Below are 21,394 nucleotides of genomic sequence, written 5' to 3'. Positions count from 1 at the left end.
TTTAAGGTCAGATATCAAAGCAATGCGGACTTGGTTAAAGAGCTGGCTTATTTTTACGCCTGTGAACAATTAAATCAGTTGGAAAACAAAACGAAAAACAGCTTCCCTCTCCCACTTTACTATTGATTTCAAGTTCAGATTGGTGATGCGCAAGGACATGTTTGACTATAGATAAACCTAAACCTGATCCCCCGGTTGAACGAGAGCGGGCTTTGTCGACTCGATAAAAACGCTCAGTTAAACGGTTTAAGTGGAGTTCTTCTATCCCATCACCGTTATCTGTCACTTTAAAGCAAGCTTGCTGGTTATGTTCACGCCAACTCACCAAAACTTCGCCTTCATTTTGCGTATATCGAATTGCATTTTTAACAAGGTTAGTAAACGCACTTCTTAATTCATCTTCAATGCCATACAGTAATAAATTTTGATCGATATCAAAACTAATTTTATGGTGACGGTCAAAATTAAGCTGTTCAGCTTCTCGTTCTAATACCAACATCATGGCTGGAACATCAACTTGGTACTCAAAAATATTATCTCGATTAACTTCTATCTTTGATAAAACTAGCAGCTGATTTACTAGGTTAAACATACGCTCACATTGGTCTGACATCATGCCGACTGCTTTGCTATTGGGTAAAGTGCCGCCCATATCTGGGTCTTGCATCATTTCCAAGTAGCCTTGCAGTACTGTCAAAGGTGTACGTAACTCGTGTGAAACGTTGGCGATAAAATCTTTGCGCATTTGATTTACACGCTGCATTTGCGTCACGTCTCGCCCTAAAATAAGCAACTGACCTAACGCATAAGGCACCATTCTAATTTCAATTGTGCTATCTCTATCAATAGGCGACGGCATTAATACGGCTTCGTCTACATCTTGTTTCAGTTTTTGCTGGTTGAATTGCTCGATAAAATTTGGATGGCGTAATAAGTTAGTGATCAGTAAACCATTATCCTCTGGCCATCTGAGTCCAAATACATGGTGGGCTAGCTTATTACACCAAAGTATTTGTCCATTTCCTTGAACAACAACTGCAGCATCGGGCAATGCTTCAGCACCATCTCTAAACCGTTTTAATACCTGACCAAGTTCTTTTCGCCTAGAACGATTTTTTCGCTGAAGGCGATAAATACCATCAAAGGCTTCTGACCAAATACCACTACTTGATGGTGGATACAGATTTTTTTTACTCCACAACCATTCATTTAAACGAATTAAATTATAGCTATACCAAGCAAATAAACCGCCCATCAAAATGACAAAGACCAATAGTATTTGGTCAAGCAGCCATCCAATAAATAAAGCGCAGCTGGTTAAAATAACAAACCGACTTAATGCATTAAAATATTGAGTTGGTTGCTTCATTAGATTTTTGCAGAAAACCGATAACCAGCACCACGCACCGTCTGAATGAGCTGATCATGCCCATGCATTGAAATAGCTTTACGTAATCGACGAATATGAACATCAACCGTTCTGTCTTCAACGTATACGTTTGTTCCCCACACATGGTCTAGTAGTTGTTCTCGGCTGTAAACACGCTCTGGATGTGACATAAAAAAGTGCAATAATTTAAATTCGGTTGGCCCCATATCCAGCCCATCTTCATTGGCACTGACTCGATGAGACACAGGATCCAGTTTTAGACCTTGCACTTGGATTAAATCTTCAACACTCGTTGGTGCAGCACGACGCATAACAGCTTTAATTCGAGCTAATAGTTCTTTAGGTGAAAAAGGTTTCGTCATATAATCATCAGCCCCTACTTCTAGGCCTCTAATTTTATCTTCTTCTTCTCCACGCGCTGTTAACATTATGATAGGTATTTGACGGGTAAATTCGTGTTGTTTGAGCTGTTTAGCTAATTGAATACCACTTCCACCGGGCAACATCCAATCTAATAAAATTAGATCCGGATAAGGCTCTACAATTTTTTCTAATGCTTCATTGTAAGTTTCAGCTTCTAAGGTGTAATAACCTTTTTGCTCCAATGCGAAAACAAGCATGTCTCGGATTGGCATTTCATCTTCTACAACTAAAATTCTGCGTGACATAAATTTTGTCTCTATATAATCATTCGTCCATACTGATTATGGATTAGGTTTTTGACACTTTTATGAAAGCGAAGCAATAATTAAGTCAAAATTGCAATATTTGTGTCATTAGCATAGCAGATGCAATTTGCTTAGTTATTGAATATAAGCAAAATTAATTAAGAAGCCAAGATATTCAAGTAGTAAAGTGTAATATAAATGTCATATTAATGGCCAATGGGAGTCATCATAATAACAAAAAGTTGAAATTATGATGACTTAAAGCAGATTATTTTTTTCCTATGCTAAACCTTTGCATACGTCGACGGTTTCGCTGTTGAGTAAGGGTTAATTTATGATTATCTTTTGTTGAATATGGGTTACTGCTTTCTTTAAACTCAATTCGAATTGGCGTGCCCATCATATCTAATGATTTTCTAAAATAATTCATTAAATAGCGCTTATATGAGTCAGGCAAATCATTTACTTGATTACCATGGATGACGATAATAGGTGGGTTATGGCCGCCAGCATGCGCGTATTTTAATTTAACCCGACGACCACGAACAAGCGGTGGTTGATGTTCATATTTTGCAGAGTCTAAAATTCGGGTTAACAGTGAAGTGGTTACTTTGCGTGTTGCCGACTCATAAGCTTCAGTCACTGACTCAAACAAATGACCAACACCTGTACCGTGCAATGCTGAAATAAAATGAAGACGAGCAAAATCAATAAAGCCGAGCCGTCTATCGATTTCAGATTTTATGCGATCTTTTACGTAGGTATCTAATCCATCCCATTTATTTACCGCTAAAACCACTGAACGGCCTGCATTCAAGGTAAAGCCTAGCAAGCTTAAATCTTGGTCGCTAATCCCTTCTCGAGCATCTATCACGATTAACACAACATTTGCGTCTTCTATCGCTTTTAACGTCTTTATAACAGAAAATTTTTCAACCGTTTCATTTATTTTTCGTCGTCTTCTCACGCCTGCTGTATCAATCAGTACGTATGGTTGATCATCCCTTTGCATTGGAATGTATATACTATCTCTGGTGGTGCCGGGCATATCATAAACAATAACTCTATCTTCACCCAAAATTCGGTTGGTTAAAGTCGACTTGCCTACGTTAGGCCGTCCTACAATTGCCAATTTAATCGCTTTGGGATCCAGTTGAATTTCTTCGTCATTTTCTTCTAGCGTTGAATCTGTAGCCACATTTTCGTCTGACTCGTCTTCTTCTTGAGCAATTCGCATTTCAGGAAATTCTTCAACCAGCGGAGACAAAGTTTCTTGCAGTAAGCCGTTAATACCACGACCATGAGCCGCAGCAATTTTATAAACTGGACCAAGCGCTAAACTATAAAACTCGGCAATTGCTGAATCGGCATCAATGCCATCTGTTTTGTTTGCAACTACATAAGCTGGCTTACTGTTTCGTCTTAAATGCTCTGCTAACATCTGATCAGCAGCTGTCACACCCTCTCTGGCATCTACAATAAACATAACGACATCAGCTTCTTCAATTGCTTGTAAAGATTGCTCAGCCATTTTGCTGTCTATACCTTGCTCGTCACCTGTGATACCTCCGGTATCAATCACGATAAATTGATATTCACCGTATTCAGCTGAACCGTATTGACGATCACGAGTTAAACCTGGAAAATTAGCGACAAGTGCATCACGGGTTCGGGTGAAACGATTAAATAAAGTTGATTTACCAACATTAGGTCGGCCAACCAGTGCGACAACAGGGATCATGTATGAATCTCCACAAAACATTCTACAGGAACTAACGATAACTTAGTTACCAGCATTCAAAGTATAGCTATATCAAGGCGGCGGAGTATATCACAGCTTTAGTTATAGCGATAAAAAAACCGCCATTACAGCGGTTTTTATCAAATCTATATTTGTGCTTTTGTTTCAACAAATACACTTAATAAAATTTAATTCAACTTACTTATCACTTTAACCGAGCCATCAACAATACTGGCGTCAATATAACCAATCATATTAGGGTTACTTGACACCAATTTAAGCACCTCAGCCGAAGAATTTACTTCCTTAGGTGGTGTACCTTTACCAGTAAATACCAGTTTAGACCAATAAGCTTTTAGTTGACTACTATTTTTGTTAAGTGCTTTTTCATTAAAGCTGGCACGTGTCGCATCACCTTCATTTAGATTAATAGGCACCGCAGTATCACCTGACGAAAAAGCTTTCTTTTTGCCTAAAAAGATACGCTCAATATCCTCTGCTGAAATATTTGCAGAATTAGACGGATGAACCACCACAGCTATTTCAGCAAAACACTGGCTTGCAAATATGGTGGCGGCGATGAAACTTGTCTGGATTAATTTATTCATTATTCACTTTCCCCTAAAAAACCATATCAACTGCAAATGAAATAACTTGAGCATCTCTTGTATACTCACCATCCCAAATGGTTAAATCAGCTTTAAACGTGGCCGATGGGTTAAAGTCATATTTAACCCCTAGCGAATAGTACTCACCTTCTTCACCTTGCTCTTGGCCTTGCAAAAACGATTTTAATCCAGCTAATACCGGAGCCGGTACCACACCACTGTCTAACGCTAAGTTATAACCTACTGGGTTTGCTTTATCATCAATTTTTTGATAACTAAAGTAAGGTGTTACTACATCTAAACGGTGCGCTAATGAAATATAACTACGGTATCTGTCAGCAATAAATGAATCATCTACTTTAGTTTGGGTGATTTCCCCCTGGAATATCCAGTCATTTTTATCAATACCAAAGCCTAAACCTGCAAATGAACCAGTATCAGAATCAGCCATCACTTGAGCTAAAGCTGCGCTATTGCCTGTTGCAGTCAACGCATCAGTTAATAATAAATAATCAGGATTATCTGCAAAATTAAAAGTCACACTGGACTTCATATAAACCGCCCGCAAATAAAGCCAGTCATAAGTTGCAGCAACATTAAGTCCGTATAAGTCATCTAATTCAGTTTGAGCATCAGCCCCATTGACCACAATATCTTCACTAGCAGTCCCGAGCGTCGCTTGAACTTCAACATCAAACTGGCCTACACGAGTTGAATGTAATAAGCTTAAACCGTCATAGGAGCTATAAGGTAAGTCATAAACGGCCTGAGGGGGACGAATCCAAGTATAAGCATAACCTACGTCTAAAAAATCGGAATAACGGAAAAACGGTAAACGTAGATGACCCGCATTAATTCGGGTGTTATCTGTCAACTCATATGACAAATAAGCCCATTCAACTTCTAAATTAAAATCGTCACGACCTCTCGACATTAATTGTGCAGTTGCAGAAAGTCCTTCATCTAAATCAGCAGAAGCTTGCAGCGCAAACAAACTCTCGTTTTTAAAATCTAAACTATCTTCATATCCTAATAACGTTTCTCCACTTTCTAATGTGCTGCCAGCAGCTATGCGGGCAAAACCATTAAAATTGATGTCGGCATAAACAGGTGAAGATAATGCTAACATTACCCCTACTGTTAACACTTTATATTGATGTCTCATAGCATCTCCGTGGTTAAATAAATATGTGTGTATTCCAATGTGAAACTTTAAACGACGCTATTTTGCTTATCCATAAACGCAGTTTCAAATTACCCTTAAAATTGTAGACTAAACAATAGATAACCGTCTTTATTTACTTCCAATACACTGCCATGGTCGTACCAGTCACCCAAAACAATCCTTACCCCAATATTTTGTTCTATCGCATTATGATGTATCGCGGGTCTATGTGTGTGGCCGTGAATAAGCAGTTTCACATCATGCATTTTCATCTGAATCGCAACTTCAGGTAGAGAAACATCTAAAATTGACATATCAGTCACCGTTTGTTGTTTTTCCTTGCTTTTTTTTCGACCGGCGCCAAATATACTTAGCCTTGTTTTAAGGGGTAATAATGAAAATAAATATTGCATCCAAGGTTTTCTTACCCACTTTCGTAATTTTTGGTAACTTTCATCTTGGGTGCATAAGCTGTCACCATGCATAAGTAACACGTTTTGATTATATAAATTAACCACACTGGGTTCAGGTAAAATTTTCATTCCACATTTATCTGCAAATTTTTCCCCTATTAAGAAATCTCGGTTACCATGGATAAAATAAATAGGACAGATGTGTTCCGCTATATCCTTTAATTTATCTTGAATAGGCTTAAACCATTTACAGGGGTGATCGTCTCCTACCCAGTATTCTAAAAAATCACCAAGTATATATAACGCTTGAGTTTGCTCGGTAATCTTGGAAAGAAACTGCAGTAACGCTTGGTTAATATCATCACGCTGTTCCGATAAATGTAAATCTGAGATGAAATAAACCGACATTAATAGCCCATAACAACTTGCTCTAAACAACAAGCATAAAAATAAATAAAAGCTCAGCCATAATCATGACTGAACCTATTGAAATATAGCCGAAAATAACTATTCTACGATTGTATCTTCAATCACTACATCTTCTACTGGCACGTCTTGATGCATACCCGCATTGCCCGTTTTAACTAATTTAATTTTTTCAACTACATCCAGGCCTTCAACAACCTGGCCAAATACACAATAACCCCAACCATCCATACTTTTTGCACGGAAATCTAAAAATGTATTATCTGCAACATTAATAAAGAATTGGCTTGATGCTGAATGGGGATCCATAGTGCGAGCCATGGCTAATGTACCTACCTTATTACTTAAGCCATTATCAGCTTCGTTTTCGATAGGCGCATTAGTCGCTTTTTCTTTCATGCCAGCTTCCATGCCGCCACCTTGCACCATAAAACCGTTAATAACACGATGAAAAATCGTATTATTATAAAAACCGTCTTGTGCGTATTGTAAAAAATTAGCAGCTGTCTTAGGTGCTTGCTCGTTAAAAAGTTCGATTTTAATATCACCAAAATTGGTTTTAAACGTAATCATTAGATAACCCTAGATACAAAAACATCTATTTTAGCCTAAGTTAAACATATCGAAAAGTGATTAACCTTTTATTCCTTGAAATGTTAGAATACATAAATAAGATCAAAACCATTAAATTCACAGATTAGAGAGTCATATGCTACAAATTTTTAATACCTTAACGCGTGAAAAACAAATTTTTCAACCAATAAGAGCTGGCAAAGTTGGCTTATACGTATGCGGCGTTACAGTTTATGATTTGTGTCATATTGGTCATGCCAGAACCTATATTGCCTTTGATAATATGGTTCGCTACCTAAGAGCAAAAGGGTTAGAAGTTACTTATGTTCGAAATATCACCGACGTTGATGACAAAATAATCAAGCGTGCTATCGAAAATAAAGAAAGCTGTGAAACATTAACAAATAGAACCATTAGCGACATGCATCAAGATTTTGATTCATTAAATTTACTACGCCCTGATGTTGAACCTAAAGTCACTCAGCACATGGACGATGTAATAACAATGGTAAAAACGTTAATTGATAAAAAACATGCTTATGTCGCCACTAATGGCGATGTCATGTTTAGTGTCAATAGTTATGAAGACTACGGTAAGTTAAGTAAACAAGATTTATCACAACTTCAGGCCGGCGCTCGGGTAGAAACCGATTCAAATAAAGAAAATCCACTCGATTTTGTACTATGGAAAATGGCTAAAGAAAATGAACCAAGCTGGCAATCTCCATGGGGAAATGGTCGTCCGGGCTGGCACATTGAATGCTCAGCAATGAATAGTGTTGTGCTGGGCAATCATTTTGACATTCATGGCGGTGGCTCAGATCTCGCTTTTCCACATCACGAAAACGAGATAGCTCAATCTTGTTGTGCGCTTGATACCCCTTACGTAAATTACTGGATGCACTCGGGAATGGTTCAAGTAAACCAAGAAAAAATGAGCAAATCTTTAGGCAACTTTTTTACCATACGAGAAGTTTTAAAAAAGTATGACCCAGAAACGGTAAGATACTTTTTATTATCAGGGCACTATCGTAGCCAATTAAATTATTCTACTGAAAATTTAGACCAAGCACGATCCGCACTTGAACGTTTATATACCTCTATTCGCGACATTGAAATAAGTCAGTCGCCCATAGATTTGTCAAACCCTCAGAATAATTCTCACATACAAAAATTTGTCGAGGCAATGGATGATGACTTTAATACACCTGTTGCTTTATCCGTTTTATTTGATTTAGCAAAAGAAGTTAACCAGGTAAAAGCAAACAATTTAGACCAAGCACAGCAAAGTGCTAATTTATTAGTTAATCTTGCTAGTATTTTAGGATTGTTACAAAACAACGCAAACGATTTTTTACAAGGTAGTAATCAAGAGCTTGACGAAGAAGTTGCTGAAATAGAAAAATTAATTATTCAGCGAAAAGAAGCTAGAGCCAATAAGGACTGGGCAAAAGCTGACGAAGCAAGAGATAAACTCAATGCAATGAATATTGTATTAGAAGACGGTGCCAACGGAACCCAATGGCGTAGAAAATAAATTAAGCAAAACCTGATATTCAAAATCGAAAAAGCCGTTTCAATAAAAATGTATATTTGCATTTAATTGAAGCGGCTTTTTGTTTTTAACAAAGTGATAAGTAAAGATAGCCATTAGAAAGCAATTGATTACCTTAATTTGTTATCTAACGGCTATTAAGCTCAAAGCGTTTTTCCAACCAGTTATTTACTTCTAAATAGGTTTCATCATCCGGACGCTCTACCCTTTCATCTTCAGGTGGCATTTCTTTATGTTTTAAAACATGTGCGACATCTAACCATAAAAAAGGACGATCATTTAACTTACCCTCAACTGCACGTGTTAAATCTATATTGCCTTTCATTTTTTCGGGGTTATGGCAATCAAGGCAATAAGTTTGAACTGTCTCATACAAAACAGAAGGTTTTATTGGAAAGTCTGGGGATTCTGCTAGAGGATTCGGGCGTGGTGCGGGTAAACACGCAAATAACAACATAGAACAAGTCAGAATAATAAAAAGTTGAAAACAATTTTTCATTAATTTATAGCCACTTAAATTGAAAATAGCATTATAACATATTACACAACATAAATTTTAAGCATAAAAAAACCCGTCATAGACGGGTTTGAATAAGGATCTGACAATGTGCTACTCTCACATGGGAACTCCCACACTACCATCGCCGCTATTGTGTTTCACTTCTGAGTTCGAAATGGAATCAGGTGGTGCCACAATGCTATTGTTGTCAGAAAAAACTGGTTAATTTTAGTTTTTGTTTTATATCTAATCTAGATAAAATAAAGAGCCTGGCAGTGTGCTACTCTCACATGGGAACTCCCACACTACCATCGCCGCTATTGTGTTTCACTTCTGAGTTCGAAATGGAATCAGGTGGTGCCACAATGCTTTGGCCGCCAGGCATAAGTCGGTTTGTTAATTCACTTTTCAGTCAATTAACCAATCAGGACAATACATAATAAAGAGTCAATCAAGTTTGTTTATTCATTCGCGCAGTCACACTTCACGTCATGTTAATAAACATTCGGCGTTGTATGGTTAAGCCTCACGGGTCATTAGTATTGGTTAGCTCAATGCCTCACAGCACTTACACACCCAACCTATCAACCTTGTAGTCTACAAGGGCCCTACTGGAGCTTATAGCTCAGTGAGAACTCATCTTGGGGCTCGCTTCCCGCTTAGATGCTTTCAGCGGTTATCGATTCCGAACTTAGCTACCGGGCAATGCTCTTGGCAGAACAACCCGAACACCAGTGGTTCGTCCACTCCGGTCCTCTCGTACTAGGAGAAGCCCCCCTCAATTCTCAAACGCCCACGGCAGATAGGGACCGAACTGTCTCACGACGTTCTAAACCCAGCTCGCGTACCACTTTAAATGGCGAACAGCCATACCCTTGGGACCGACTTCAGCCCCAGGATGTGATGAGCCGACATCGAGGTGCCAAACACCGCCGTCGATATGAACTCTTGGGCGGTATCAGCCTGTTATCCCCGGAGTACCTTTTATCCGTTGAGCGATGGCCCTTCCATTCAGAACCACCGGATCACTATGACCTACTTTCGTATCTGCTCGACGTGTCTGTCTCGCAGTTAAGCTGGCTTATGCCATTACACTAACCGTACGATGTCCGACCGTACTTAGCCAACCTTCGTGCTCCTCCGTTACGCTTTGGGAGGAGACCGCCCCAGTCAAACTACCCACCAGGCAATGTCCGCATTCCCGATTAGGGAACAACGTTAGAACATCAAACATACAAGGGTGGTATTTCAAGGTCGGCTCCACACCATCTAGCGACGATGCTTCAAAGCCTCCCACCTATCCTACACATGTAGGTTCAATGTTCACTGCCAAGCTGTAGTAAAGGTTCACGGGGTCTTTCCGTCTAGCCGCGGGTACACAGCATCTTCACTGCGATTTCAATTTCACTGAGTCTCGGGTGGAGACAGCGTGGCCATGATTACACCATTCGTGCAGGTCGGAACTTACCCGACAAGGAATTTCGCTACCTTAGGACCGTTATAGTTACGGCCGCCGTTTACCGGGGCTTCGATCAAGAGCTTCGACCTAAGTCTAACCCCATCAATTAACCTTCCGGCACCGGGCAGGTGTCATACCGTATACGTCATCTCTCGATTTAGCACAGTACTGTGTTTTTAATAAACAGTTCCAGCCACCTGGTTACTTCGACCACCTCTCGCTCCAGGCGTAAAGCCCTTCACAATAACGTGGCGTACCTTCTCCCGAAGTTACGGTACTATTTTGCCTAGTTCCTTCACCCGAGTTCTCTCAAGCGCCTTAGTATTCTCTACCTGACCACCTGTGTCGGTTTGGGGTACGGTTCTTAATGACCTGAAGCTTAGAAGATTTTCCTGGAAGTATGGCATCAACTACTTCACCCCCTTGGGGGCTCGTCTCGTGTCTCAGTCTTAAGGAAATCCGGATTTACCTAAATCTCCAACCTACACACTTTCACATGGACTACCAACGCCATGCTAGTTTAGCCTGCTCCGTCTCTCCGTCGCAGTCATTAAAAGTACGGGAATATTAACCCGTTTCCCATCGATTACGGCTTTCGCCCTCACCTTAGGGGCCGACTTACCCTGCCCTGATTAGCATGGGACAGGAAACCTTGGTCTTTCGGCGAGGGGGTTTTTCACCCCCTTTATCGTTACTCATGTCAGCATTCGCACTTCTGATATGTCCAGCATGCCTTACAGCTTTGCCTTCAACCACTTACAGAACGCTCCCCTACCACTTGAACCTAAGTTCAAATCCGCAGCTTCGGTTGCTTATTTAGCCCCGTTACATCTTCCGCGCAGGCCGACTCGACTAGTGAGCTATTACGCTTTCTTTAAAGGGTGGCTGCTTCTAAGCCAACCTCCTAGCTGTCTAAGCCTTCCCACATCGTTTCCCACTTAATAAGCATTGGGGACCTTAGCTGGCGGTCTGGGTTGTTGCCCTCTTCACGATGGACGTTAGCACCCACCGTGTGTCTCCCGGATATTACTCTCAGGTATTCGGAGTTTGCAAAGGGTTGGTAAGTCGGGATGACCCCCTAGCCTTAACAGTGCTCTACCCCCTGAGGTATTCGTCCGAGGCGCTACCTAAATAGCTTTCGGGGAGAACCAGCTATCTCCCGGCTTGATTAGCCTTTCACTCCGATCCACAGGTCATCCCCTAACTTTTCAACGTTAGTGGGTTCGGTCCTCCAATTGATGTTACTCAATCTTCAACCTGCCCATGGATAGATCGCCGGGTTTCGGGTCTATACCTAGCAACTCTACGCGCAGTTAACACTCGCTTTCGCTACGGCTCCCCTATTCGGTTAACCTTGCTACTAAATATAAGTCGCTGACCCATTATACAAAAGGTACGCAGTCACAGAACAAGTCTGCTCCCACTGCTTGTACGTACACGGTTTCAGGTTCTATTTCACTCCCCTCACAGGGGTTCTTTTCGCCTTTCCCTCACGGTACTGGTTCACTATCGGTCAATTGGGAGTATTTAGCCTTGGAGGATGGTCCCCCCGTCTTCAGTCAAGATATCACGTGTCCCGACCTACTTAATGCGTGAATGATAAATCTTCATATACAGGGCTATCACCTTCTATGGCTGCACTTTCCAGTGCATTCTACTAATTTATCATTCATCGGCTGTTCCCCGTTCGCTCGCCGCTACTTGGGGAATCTCGGTTGATTTCTGTTCCTCGGGGTACTTAGATGTTTCAGTTCTCCCGGTTTGCCTCTTACACCTATGTATTCAGTGCAAGATACTCTAAAAAGAGTGGGTTGCCCCATTCGGAAATCTATAACTTAAGCGTCTTTTATCGACTCGTCATAGCTTATCGCAGATTAACACGTCCTTCATCGCCTCCAATTGCCTAGGCATCCACCGTGCACGCTTAGTCACTTAACCATACAACCCGAATGTTTATCCAGATTGTACGTAGGACTGCTTGCTACTTTGAATACTAATTCAACTTGATTGAATTCGTTTTTCTTTATTACTTCTTGTCCAGATTGTTAAAGAGCGTTGGATGTTAACGTTGCCGTTAAAAAAACCAAACTGAAGCATTGATGCAGTTTATTGCACCCCAACACTTGGGTTTGGTTTTTGCTTGCCTTTTAATTTGATAACCGTTTATTTATCTGTGTGAACACTGTGCATGTTTAATGAATTTTTGTAAGGAGGTGATCCAGCCCCAGGTTCCCCTAGGGCTACCTTGTTACGACTTCACCCCAGTCATGAACCACAAAGTGGTAAGCGCCCAATGTTAAGCTACCTACTTCTTTTGCAGCCCACTCCCATGGTGTGACGGGCGGTGTGTACAAGGCCCGGGAACGTATTCACCGCAGCATTCTGATCTGCGATTACTAGCGATTCCGACTTCATGGAGTCGAGTTGCAGACTCCAATCCGGACTACGAACAGCTTTAAGGGATTCGCACACTATCGCTAGTTAGCTGCCCTCTGTACTGTCCATTGTAGCACGTGTGTAGCCCATCCCGTAAGGGCCATGATGACTTGACGTCGTCCCCACCTTCCTCCGGTTTATCACCGGCAGTCTCCTTAGAGTTCCCGACCGAATCGCTGGTAACTAAGGATAAGGGTTGCGCTCGTTGCGGGACTTAACCCAACATTTCACAACACGAGCTGACGACAGCCATGCAGCACCTGTCTCACGATTCCCGAAGGCACACTAAAATCTCTTCTAGCTCTCGTGGATGTCAAGGGATGGTAAGGTTCTTCGCGTTGCATCGAATTAAACCACATGCTCCACCGCTTGTGCGGGCCCCCGTCAATTCATTTGAGTTTTAGCCTTGCGGCCGTACTCCCCAGGCGGTCTACTTATCGCGTTAGCTTCGCTACTCACGGATTAAATCCACAAACAGCAAGTAGACATCGTTTACGGCGTGGACTACCAGGGTATCTAATCCTGTTCGCTACCCACGCTTTCGCACCTCAGTGTCAGTAATGGGCCAGGGGGCCGCCTTCGCCACCGGTATTCCTTCAGATCTCTACGCATTTCACCGCTACACCTGAAATTCTACCCCCCTCTCCCTTACTCTAGCATGACAGTTCTGAATGCACGGCCGAGGTTGAGCCCCGGTTTTTCACACCCAGCTTATCACGCCACCTACGTGCGCTTTACGCCCAGTAATTCCGATTAACGCTTGCACCCTCCGTATTACCGCGGCTGCTGGCACGGAGTTAGCCGGTGCTTCTTCTGTCAGTAACGTCACAGTAAGTTGGTATTAACAACTTACCTTTCCTCCTGACTGAAAGTGCTTTACAACCCGAAAGCCTTCTTCACACACGCGGCATGGCTGCATCAGGGTTTCCCCCATTGTGCAATATTCCCCACTGCTGCCTCCCGTAGGAGTCTGGGCCGTGTCTCAGTCCCAGTGTGGCTGATCATCCTCTCAAACCAGCTAGAGATCGTCGCCTTGGTAGGCCATTACCCCACCAACTAGCTAATCTCACTTGGGTTCATCTCGTCGCAGGAGCCATAAAGGCCCCCTTTAACCCGTAGGTATTATGCGGTATTAGCCATCGTTTCCAATGGTTATCCCCCACAACGAGGCAGATACCCAAGCATTACTCACCCGTCCGCCGCTCGACGCCTGAGAGCAAGCTCTCATCGTTTCCGCTCGACTTGCATGTGTTAGGCCTGCCGCCAGCGTTCAATCTGAGCCATGATCAAACTCTTCAAAAAAGTTTTTAAATCTTGCTCAATTAACTCAAAATCACATTCTCATGTGAGCCTGAATAAATTGATAAATTGTTCATTCATCAAATCTATGCCAGTGCTCACACAGATAAATAAGGTTACCTAATTTTTAAAGAACGTTGCGGATATTCCGCTGCTTCTACCGAAGCGAGGCCGCGCATTCTACGCTGTCCTCTTTTGTTGTCAAGCCTTTATTTTTCGTTATTGATAATTAACGTTAAACAGGTCTTTTCAACGGTTTGAACTCTATTGAGCTGCGCATTCACTCGCTGATGTTTGTTTGCGTGTTGCTGCGTTGTTGGGGGCGCATTATAGGGACTAATTAAACCCCGTCAACGCTTTTTTTGAATTTATTTGAAATTAAAGTTTGTTTGCTTAATTAACAAACAAAATGTTGATTTATGCATCGATATGAATGGAATTTATCTTAATTTAAGGCTTTAAACACAAAAAGGCTTTTAAGTAATTAAAAGCCTTTTTATTTCTTTTATAGAGAAATCACTTATTACATTTGAAAAATAGATTCTATAGATAAGCCTTCATTGCCTAAAATATCTTTTAAACGACGTAAAGCTTCAACTTGAATTTGACGAACTCGTTCACGGGTTAAACCTATTTCTTTACCTACATCTTCTAACGTTGAGGCTTCATAACCTAATAAACCAAATCGACGAGCTAAAACTTCACGTTGTTTTGGATTTAATTCTTCAAGCCAATGGACAATGCTGGTTTTAATATCTGAATCTTGTAAAGTTTCTTCAGGGCTATCAAACCGTTCATCCGTTAATATATCTAATAAGCCTTTTTCTGAATCGCCACCTATGGGGCTGTCGACTGAGCTTATTTTTTCGTTTAAACGAAGCATTTTACTGACTTCGGAAACTGGCTTATCTAGCTCCGCTGCAATTTCTTCTGCAGTTGGTTCATGATCCAATTTTTGAGCAAGCTCTCGAGCAGTTCTTAAATATACATTAAGCTCTTTAACGACATGAATAGGTAAACGAATTGTCCGAGTTTGGTTCATAATCGCCCGTTCAATCGTTTGTCTAATCCACCAGGTAGCATAAGTTGAAAATCTAAAACCTCTTTCTGGATCAAATTTTTCAACAGCCCGAATCAGACCTAAGTTCCCTTCTTCAATTAAATCGAGTAAAGCTAAACCGCGGTTATTATACCGTCTGGAAATTTTTACCACTAAACGCAAATTGCTTTCAATCATACGTTTACGGGAAGCATCACACCCTTTGAGCGCTTTACGAGCAAAGTAGACTTCTTCTTCTGCGCTTAATAAAGGTGAAAAGCCTATTTCACCTAAATAAAGTTGGGTTGCATCAAGGTTTTTGTATGAATCTTCTGATTTGCTTAAATCAGCTTCGGCAGGCTTTTTATCCACAACAGCTAAATTGTCGTTGGTTAAAGTATTAGTTTTAGTGGTGCGTTTAGCTTGGCTCATTGTCATTCCCCTTTAAGAAAACAAAGATAGCATTTTTTGCTATTAAATATGTCCGTATTGACTTAACTGTTTACCTAAAAAATTATCGTTTAGGTAAAAATTTTTCCGGATTGACAGTATTACCTTTGTAACGTATTTCAAAGCGTAATTTAACTCTGTCAGTGTCAGTGTCACCCATGTCTGCTATATGCTGACCTACTTTAATCCAATCTTTTTCTTTTACTCTGATCAATTTATTATGTGCATATGCACTTAAATAATCGTCTGAGTGTTTGATTATGATTAGGTTACCGTAGCCTCGAAGCGCATTACCGGCATAAACTACTTTGCCTGAATTTGCTGCGTAGATAGGTTCGCCTTTCTTCCCTGTTATATCTAGCCCTTTATTTCCTAATTCTTTGTAGGAAAAACGCGCTATGATCCTGCCGTTAGCAGGCCATTGCCAGTTACTCAAATTAAAAGATGCAAACTGCTTTTCAGTTAATTTATTATTTGTAACATTTTGTTTACCTTGTTCAACAACATACTCCTGACGGTTTTTTTTATCAAGCTTTTTTTTAACTACTGTTGTATTTTTTTTATTCCTTTTTTGTCTTTGAATAGAAGTATTCGATTTACCTGACGAATTTAGCTTTATCAATTGCCCAGGATAAATAGAATAGGGTTCAGATATGTTATTTAGCTCAGCGAGTTGTCTAAAATCTTTGCCTGCTCGAAAAGCAATACTATACAAAGTATCGCCTCTGCGAACTTGGTACTGAGTTTGTTTTAAGCTACCAGGCTGAAAATCATGAATAGACTTGCCTTTATAAACTGAGTCGACAGGCGCTGGGGATTGACGTTGGGCGCATGAAAGTAACGCTAAACAAGTGAAAACAACTATTTGTTTTTGGATGAATGCTTCCTTCATGGGTAAAATTCAACTTGTTTTTTAAGCGTTTAATCGCTTTTTTTATTCATTTGATTAGCAATATATTCAATACCTATTACAAATACAAGACCCGTAATAGCCAAAATTAGTACATAGCTAAACTGACTATTTATACCTGTAAGCTGGGCGTATTCAAAAGGTGAAACATTGGTTTGCTGTAACGGAATGATTTCACCATGCCGGTTGGTTGTAGAAGAAACCACCTGCTTCCATGGCCAGGTTACATTTAAAGAACCAATTAAAAACCCAATAAGAACCGAGATGGTAGTATGATGAAAGCGCTTAAGTAGCCATGCCAATATTCGAGAAAAAACCAATAGGCCAGTAAAACAGCCTGCGCCAAAGCTGGCTAGTGCGAGCAAATTAAATTGATTTATCGCATTTAAAAAAATGGGGTACAAACCAACTAGTAATAAAATAAAACTGCCAGAAATACCCGGCAAAATCATAGCACAAATAGCAACGAAACCACCCAAAAACAAAACCCACCACTCATTTGGAACTTGGGCAGGCGTAGCCAAAGATACAGCAACCACAATTCCGATACCGCTCAACAAGCCAAGCCATTGGGTAAGTTGCCACTTAGGTTGAACCTTAACTAGCAAATAAACAGAGGCGAGTATCAAGCCCGAGAAAAAACCCCAAACGAGCAAAGGTTGATACGCAATTGCCGCACTAATCAAAGCTGCAAATGTTTTTAAGCTAATTAAAATACCACCAAAAACACTGAGTAGAAAAAAACCGTTAATATAACTCCAAAACGCAGAAAAGCCTTGCTGGAATAATACCTTAAGTGATTCGGGGCCAAGCTTTTTTAGTGAATTTAACAACTCATCATATATACCTGTAATAAACGCAACTGTGCCACCTGAAACACCGGGTACAACATCAGCGGCCCCCATTGCCATCCCTTTTACCGTTAGTAGTAAATAATCCTTTCTTTTTCTGACTGTCATATCCAATATCTTTTTAATTATGTAATTTTACGATGAGCTTCAGCCGATAGTAAATCAGTTAAATAAGGCTGATTTACTATTCTGTATCGCCCGCAACTAATGGTACAAACTTAACGTTTGCAACATCTGTTATTTGATAGTCATCGCCCGTTCTGATTATCCTTTTCAAGACTTGTTCTTCGGTTCCGATTGGGATAACCATGGTGCCACCATCCGTTAGTTGCTCTAATAATTTAGTCGGCAAATTTGCGGCTGCTGCGGTTACAATAATGGCATCGTAAGGTGCTTTACTTGACCAGCCTTTCCATCCATCACCGTGTTTGAAATTGATATTATGCAAATCTAATTGGCGTAGTAAACGCCGAGCTTGAAACTGTAGTGACGAAATTCGTTCGACCGTATAAATCTTATCAAATAATTGAGCTAAAACGGCCGTTTGATAACCACAACCAGTGCCTATTTCTAGCACATTTTTGACTGGTGCCTCATTATCAATAATGATTTCTGTCATTCTGGCAACAATTGCAGGTTGCGATATAGTTTGACCTTTACCTATGGGCAATGCCGTATTTTCATAGGCTTTATGTGTTAGCGCTGGTTGCACAAAAGCTTCTCTGGGTACTCTTGCGATTGCTTCTAAAACTTGATGGTTTGTGATCCCAGCCTGTATCAACAGATGCGCTAAGCGCTCTCCACTTCGAGCTAAATTTAAAGTTAATGACATTGATTAATCTATACCAAATATACTAATTAACCTTAACCCTTAATTTTGTTTCAATTACCATTTATTAGCGTGTCATCAATAGATGGCAATTAAATTTTTATTTGGGTTAACCAATTTTCTAATAAAGCAACACTCTTGTACGCTGTCATATCAACAGTTAAAGGTGTAACCGATACATAATGCTTGGCGATGGCGGCAAAATCAGTACCGTCTCCAGCATCTTTTTCTTGTCCTATTGGCCCATACCAAAAAACATCCCGACCAAATGGGTCTTTCGATTTTACCATAGAATCGGCTTGATGCCTTCGCCCGCAACGTGTTGTCTTTATACCCTGAATTTTTGCCTGAGTCACCGCTGGTACATTAATATTCAATATTTGATCACCAGGGATAGGATGATTTTGAATTTGCTCAATAATTTTTGCGGCTATTTTGGCAGCCGGTTTAAAATCAGCATTAATATCGTGAGAATTTAATGATACCGCTACCGCAGGTAACCCCATGTGCCGGCCTTCAGTAGCAGCCGCAACCGTGCCAGAATAGATAACATCGTCGCCTAAATTAGCACCATGATTAATACCAGAAACAACAATATCAGGTTCAAAATCAAGAAATTTATGAACTCCTATGTTTACACAATCGGTTGGGGTGCCAGTGACAGCATAAAAACCAGTCGGCATTTGTTGTAGCCTAAGCGGATTACTCAAGGTTAAACTATTACTAGCGCCACTACAATTTCGATCCGGTGCAATCACGACAACTTGATGAGACTTATTTAGCTCGTGATAAAGTGCCGCTAAACCTTTAGCGTGCACACCATCATCATTGCTTAATAAAATTTTCATGAACGGGTAATATCCACATAATCAACAATTTCTCTAAGCACAGATGTTGCAAAGCAACCGGCACTTAATTCAAACTCAACGGTTATATAAAATTCAGTATTATCGTTTTGGTATGACCATTTTAAATCATGAGCTGGTAACTGCAATGCCCGCCTTTCTTGTTTTAAACCCGCTTCCGTTAACCCATTCGCCAATAATTGATGTTGAGTTAAAACTTGGCTTTCAAGCGCTGCAACTTCACCAAACACCAAGGTATCACCTGCACCAGCCAAAGCGCCGCTTAGCAATATATCACCAGATTCAAACCTCTGATTAATAACAGCATCAATCGCCTCAGGTACAAAAAATGAGTTAGAACCCGCTAAAATAAAAGCATCACCTAAAACAGGTTTAAATAAATCAGCATTAATGCGAGCGGTTAGCACTTCATTAAACAAATAAGAACGGGCCGCCGATAAATAAATGCTTCTCAATTTTCGGTCTTTAACGGTTAGCTCACCTTTAAATAAATTAATCGCATTATCTAAATTAGCACCATCTCGACCAAACCTTTGCTCGCCAAAGTAATTTGCCACCCCATATTTTGCGATGGCATTTAGCCTGTCATCTAAGTTAGCCGCATGCTCTAACTTTATTTTAATTTTAAAACGATTTGCTTTATGTGTGCCAATTTTTAATTTTTTGCCATGCCGAACGACTTTTAAAATTTGTGCATCTTCCAATTCGACTTTTGGGATTTCTTGTTTAATTGGCCAGTGTAAATTAAACCATTGGCGTGTAACCGCATGGCGATCTTTTAAGCCTGAATGACTTACACTTTTGGCTGATACACCAAAGGCTTTCGCAATTTGTTTTCCTATATAGGCTGTATTTTGTCCTGACTTTTCAACCCATAGCCACAAATGTTCACCGCTTCCGTCAGGCTCAAAACCTAATACTTCTTCTACTTCAAAATCTGCGTTAGCATTTCTTATGCTAGCTGCAACATTTGGTTTGCCATGCAAAAAGGCTAAATTCATACTTGTTTCTCCAAAAGCACAACACTATGAACGGCAATGCCTTCTTTACGTCCGGTAAAACCCAGCTTTTCAGTTGTGGTTGCTTTGACATTAATATTATCTAAATCTGTGTTTAAATCTTGCGCCAAAATTTGTCGCATAGCTTGAATATGAGGCGCCATTTTAGGAGCTTGTGCAACGATAGTCACATCTAAATTACCAATTGAAAACGCTTTGTCTTGCATCAGTTTTACAACTTTCGCTAATAACAACCGACTATCAATATTTTCAAATTGGGTATCTGTATCAGGAAATAAATAGCCAATATCGCCTAAGGCTAAAGCCCCTAGAATTGCATCTATAATTGCATGAATGGCCACATCACCATCGGAGTGTGCAAGAAAGCCTTGCGTATAATCAATTTCAATACCAGCTAATATAATAGGTCCCGAGCCACCAAATTGATGTACGTCAAAGCCATGCCCAATTCTAATTTTCATTATTGTCTCAATTTACTATTCGTTTGTTTAAATCGCTCGGTTCAAAAAAAATTCCGCCAATGCCAAGTCACTCTTTCGAGTAATTTTAATGTTACTCTCATCTGCTTCAATGAGTCGTACTGGTAATTGGAGTAACTCTATAGCAGATGCTTCATCGGTTATTAGTTTATTTTCTAGTAGCCCATGTTCAATGGCCGTGATAAGTTGGTTGGTCATAAACATTTGTGGCGTTAATGCATGCCATAAACCGCTTCTATCTTCTGTTTTACCTACCACAGGTATCAGTGTATCATTTTGTGGCTGCTCACGTTTCATAGTGTCACGAACGGGCGTGGCTAAAATTCCGCCCTCTTGATTCCCAATACAAGTATCGATAAGTTTTAAAATATCGCTTTTAAGAACACAAGGTCGCGCAGCATCATGAACCATCACCCAATTATGCTCATTCGCGTTTAACGCATGTAAACCGGCCAAAACTGAATTAACACGCTCTTGCCCACCTGTCACAATTGTCACTTTTTCAGGAAAATGATGTTGATATTGAGCGATATAAGAGTCTTGAGCGCTGACCACTAAAATAATTTTTGTTACTTGCTCAATGTCCGCCAACAATTGGACTGTATGTTCCAATACGGTTTTATTTTTAATTGTTAGGTATTGCTTAGGAATAGTAGATTGCATTCTTCTACCGCTACCGGCTGCAGGAATGACAACAGCTATATTATTCATTGTAAAAC

Annotated in this window: 17 protein-coding genes and 4 rRNA genes; 1 reads left to right on the top strand and 20 read right to left on the bottom strand. The window is 40.4% G+C overall.

Annotation, left to right across the window (positions count from 1 at the left end):
• Positions 1–34: 34 nt before the first annotated feature.
• The 7 genes from phoR to OLW01_RS05085 form a co-directional block, all read right to left on the bottom strand.
• Positions 35–1,369, bottom strand: a complete 1,335-nt coding sequence (gene phoR / locus OLW01_RS05115; protein ID WP_268075651.1) for a phosphate regulon sensor histidine kinase PhoR — start codon at positions 1,367–1,369, stop codon at positions 35–37.
• Positions 1,369–2,058: a phosphate regulon transcriptional regulator PhoB gene (phoB, locus tag OLW01_RS05110; RefSeq protein WP_268075650.1), complete on the bottom strand. Its 690-nt coding sequence runs from the start codon at positions 2,056–2,058 to the stop codon at positions 1,369–1,371. Before phoB ends, phoR begins: the two co-directional genes overlap by 1 nt.
• 268 nt (positions 2,059–2,326) lie before the next feature.
• On the bottom strand, positions 2,327–3,799 hold the full coding sequence (gene der, locus OLW01_RS05105; RefSeq protein WP_268075648.1) for a ribosome biogenesis GTPase Der: 1,473 nt from the start codon (positions 3,797–3,799) through the stop codon (positions 2,327–2,329).
• A gap of 188 nt (positions 3,800–3,987) precedes the next feature.
• On the bottom strand, positions 3,988–4,407 hold the full coding sequence (locus OLW01_RS05100; RefSeq protein ID WP_268075647.1) for a type 2 periplasmic-binding domain-containing protein: 420 nt from the start codon (positions 4,405–4,407) through the stop codon (positions 3,988–3,990).
• A 13-nt stretch (positions 4,408–4,420) separates the two neighbouring features.
• Complete coding sequence (locus OLW01_RS05095; protein ID WP_268075646.1) at positions 4,421–5,572, bottom strand: hypothetical protein; 1,152 nt, start codon at positions 5,570–5,572, stop codon at positions 4,421–4,423.
• A gap of 95 nt (positions 5,573–5,667) precedes the next feature.
• Positions 5,668–6,393 (bottom strand): UDP-2,3-diacylglucosamine diphosphatase, encoded by a 726-nt coding sequence (locus tag OLW01_RS05090; RefSeq protein ID WP_268075645.1) that lies wholly within the window; start codon positions 6,391–6,393, stop codon positions 5,668–5,670.
• Positions 6,394–6,492: 99 nt separating this feature from the next.
• Positions 6,493–6,984 carry a peptidylprolyl isomerase gene (locus OLW01_RS05085; protein ID WP_268075644.1) on the bottom strand — a complete coding sequence of 164 codons (492 nt, stop codon included), beginning with the start codon at positions 6,982–6,984 and terminating at the stop codon, positions 6,493–6,495.
• 136 nt (positions 6,985–7,120) lie between these two features.
• On the opposite strand from OLW01_RS05085, the gene cysS reads away from it, so the two are divergent.
• Complete coding sequence (gene cysS / locus OLW01_RS05080; protein ID WP_268075643.1) at positions 7,121–8,521, top strand: cysteine--tRNA ligase; 1,401 nt, start codon at positions 7,121–7,123, stop codon at positions 8,519–8,521.
• Positions 8,522–8,666: 145 nt separating this feature from the next.
• Here cysS and OLW01_RS05075 read toward each other — a convergent pair whose 3' ends face one another.
• The 13 genes from OLW01_RS05075 to ispD all read right to left on the bottom strand — a co-directional run bounded on the left by OLW01_RS05075 (position 8,667) and on the right by ispD (position 21,386).
• Positions 8,667–9,038: a c-type cytochrome domain-containing protein gene (locus tag OLW01_RS05075; protein ID WP_268075642.1), complete on the bottom strand. Its 372-nt coding sequence runs from the start codon at positions 9,036–9,038 to the stop codon at positions 8,667–8,669.
• 98 nt (positions 9,039–9,136) lie between these two features.
• Positions 9,137–9,251: ribosomal RNA gene (rrf, locus tag OLW01_RS05070) — 5S ribosomal RNA — on the bottom strand.
• Between the two features lie 54 nt (positions 9,252–9,305).
• Positions 9,306–9,420, bottom strand: a 5S ribosomal RNA gene (gene rrf / locus OLW01_RS05065).
• A gap of 133 nt (positions 9,421–9,553) precedes the next feature.
• Positions 9,554–12,435, bottom strand: a 23S ribosomal RNA gene (locus tag OLW01_RS05060).
• A 268-nt stretch (positions 12,436–12,703) separates the two neighbouring features.
• A 16S ribosomal RNA gene (locus OLW01_RS05055) occupies positions 12,704–14,235 on the bottom strand.
• The 16S, 23S and 5S rRNA genes sit together here, the layout of an rRNA operon.
• A gap of 520 nt (positions 14,236–14,755) precedes the next feature.
• Positions 14,756–15,703 (bottom strand): RNA polymerase sigma factor RpoS, encoded by a 948-nt coding sequence (gene rpoS, locus OLW01_RS05050; protein WP_268075641.1) that lies wholly within the window; start codon positions 15,701–15,703, stop codon positions 14,756–14,758.
• 82 nt (positions 15,704–15,785) lie between these two features.
• A complete protein-coding gene (locus OLW01_RS05045; RefSeq protein ID WP_268075640.1) occupies positions 15,786–16,613 on the bottom strand; it encodes a peptidoglycan DD-metalloendopeptidase family protein in 828 nt (275 codons plus the stop codon).
• A 29-nt stretch (positions 16,614–16,642) separates the two neighbouring features.
• A complete protein-coding gene (locus tag OLW01_RS05040) occupies positions 16,643–17,590 on the bottom strand; it encodes a DUF368 domain-containing protein (RefSeq protein ID WP_268075639.1) in 948 nt (315 codons plus the stop codon).
• A 76-nt stretch (positions 17,591–17,666) separates the two neighbouring features.
• A complete protein-coding gene (locus tag OLW01_RS05035; RefSeq protein WP_268075638.1) occupies positions 17,667–18,314 on the bottom strand; it encodes a protein-L-isoaspartate(D-aspartate) O-methyltransferase in 648 nt (215 codons plus the stop codon).
• Positions 18,315–18,403: 89 nt separating this feature from the next.
• A complete protein-coding gene (gene surE, locus OLW01_RS05030; protein ID WP_268075637.1) occupies positions 18,404–19,159 on the bottom strand; it encodes a 5'/3'-nucleotidase SurE in 756 nt (251 codons plus the stop codon).
• The gene (gene truD / locus OLW01_RS05025) at positions 19,156–20,178 is read right to left on the bottom strand and encodes a tRNA pseudouridine(13) synthase TruD (RefSeq protein ID WP_268075636.1); all 1,023 of its coding nucleotides are present in this window, start codon (positions 20,176–20,178) and stop codon (positions 19,156–19,158) included. Before truD ends, surE begins: the two co-directional genes overlap by 4 nt.
• Positions 20,175–20,657 (bottom strand): 2-C-methyl-D-erythritol 2,4-cyclodiphosphate synthase, encoded by a 483-nt coding sequence (gene ispF / locus OLW01_RS05020; RefSeq protein WP_268075635.1) that lies wholly within the window; start codon positions 20,655–20,657, stop codon positions 20,175–20,177. Before ispF ends, truD begins: the two co-directional genes overlap by 4 nt.
• Positions 20,658–20,684: 27 nt before the next feature.
• Positions 20,685–21,386, bottom strand: coding sequence for a 2-C-methyl-D-erythritol 4-phosphate cytidylyltransferase (gene ispD / locus OLW01_RS05015; RefSeq protein ID WP_268075634.1), 702 nt, complete (start codon positions 21,384–21,386; stop codon positions 20,685–20,687).
• Positions 21,387–21,394: the final 8 nt, after the last annotated feature.

Source organism: Catenovulum adriaticum (genome assembly GCF_026725475.1).
GTDB lineage: Bacteria > Pseudomonadota > Gammaproteobacteria > Enterobacterales > Alteromonadaceae > Catenovulum > Catenovulum adriaticum.
The sequence above is the reverse complement of the archived record's forward strand: the minus strand, read 5'-3'. Positions and strand labels throughout refer to the sequence as shown.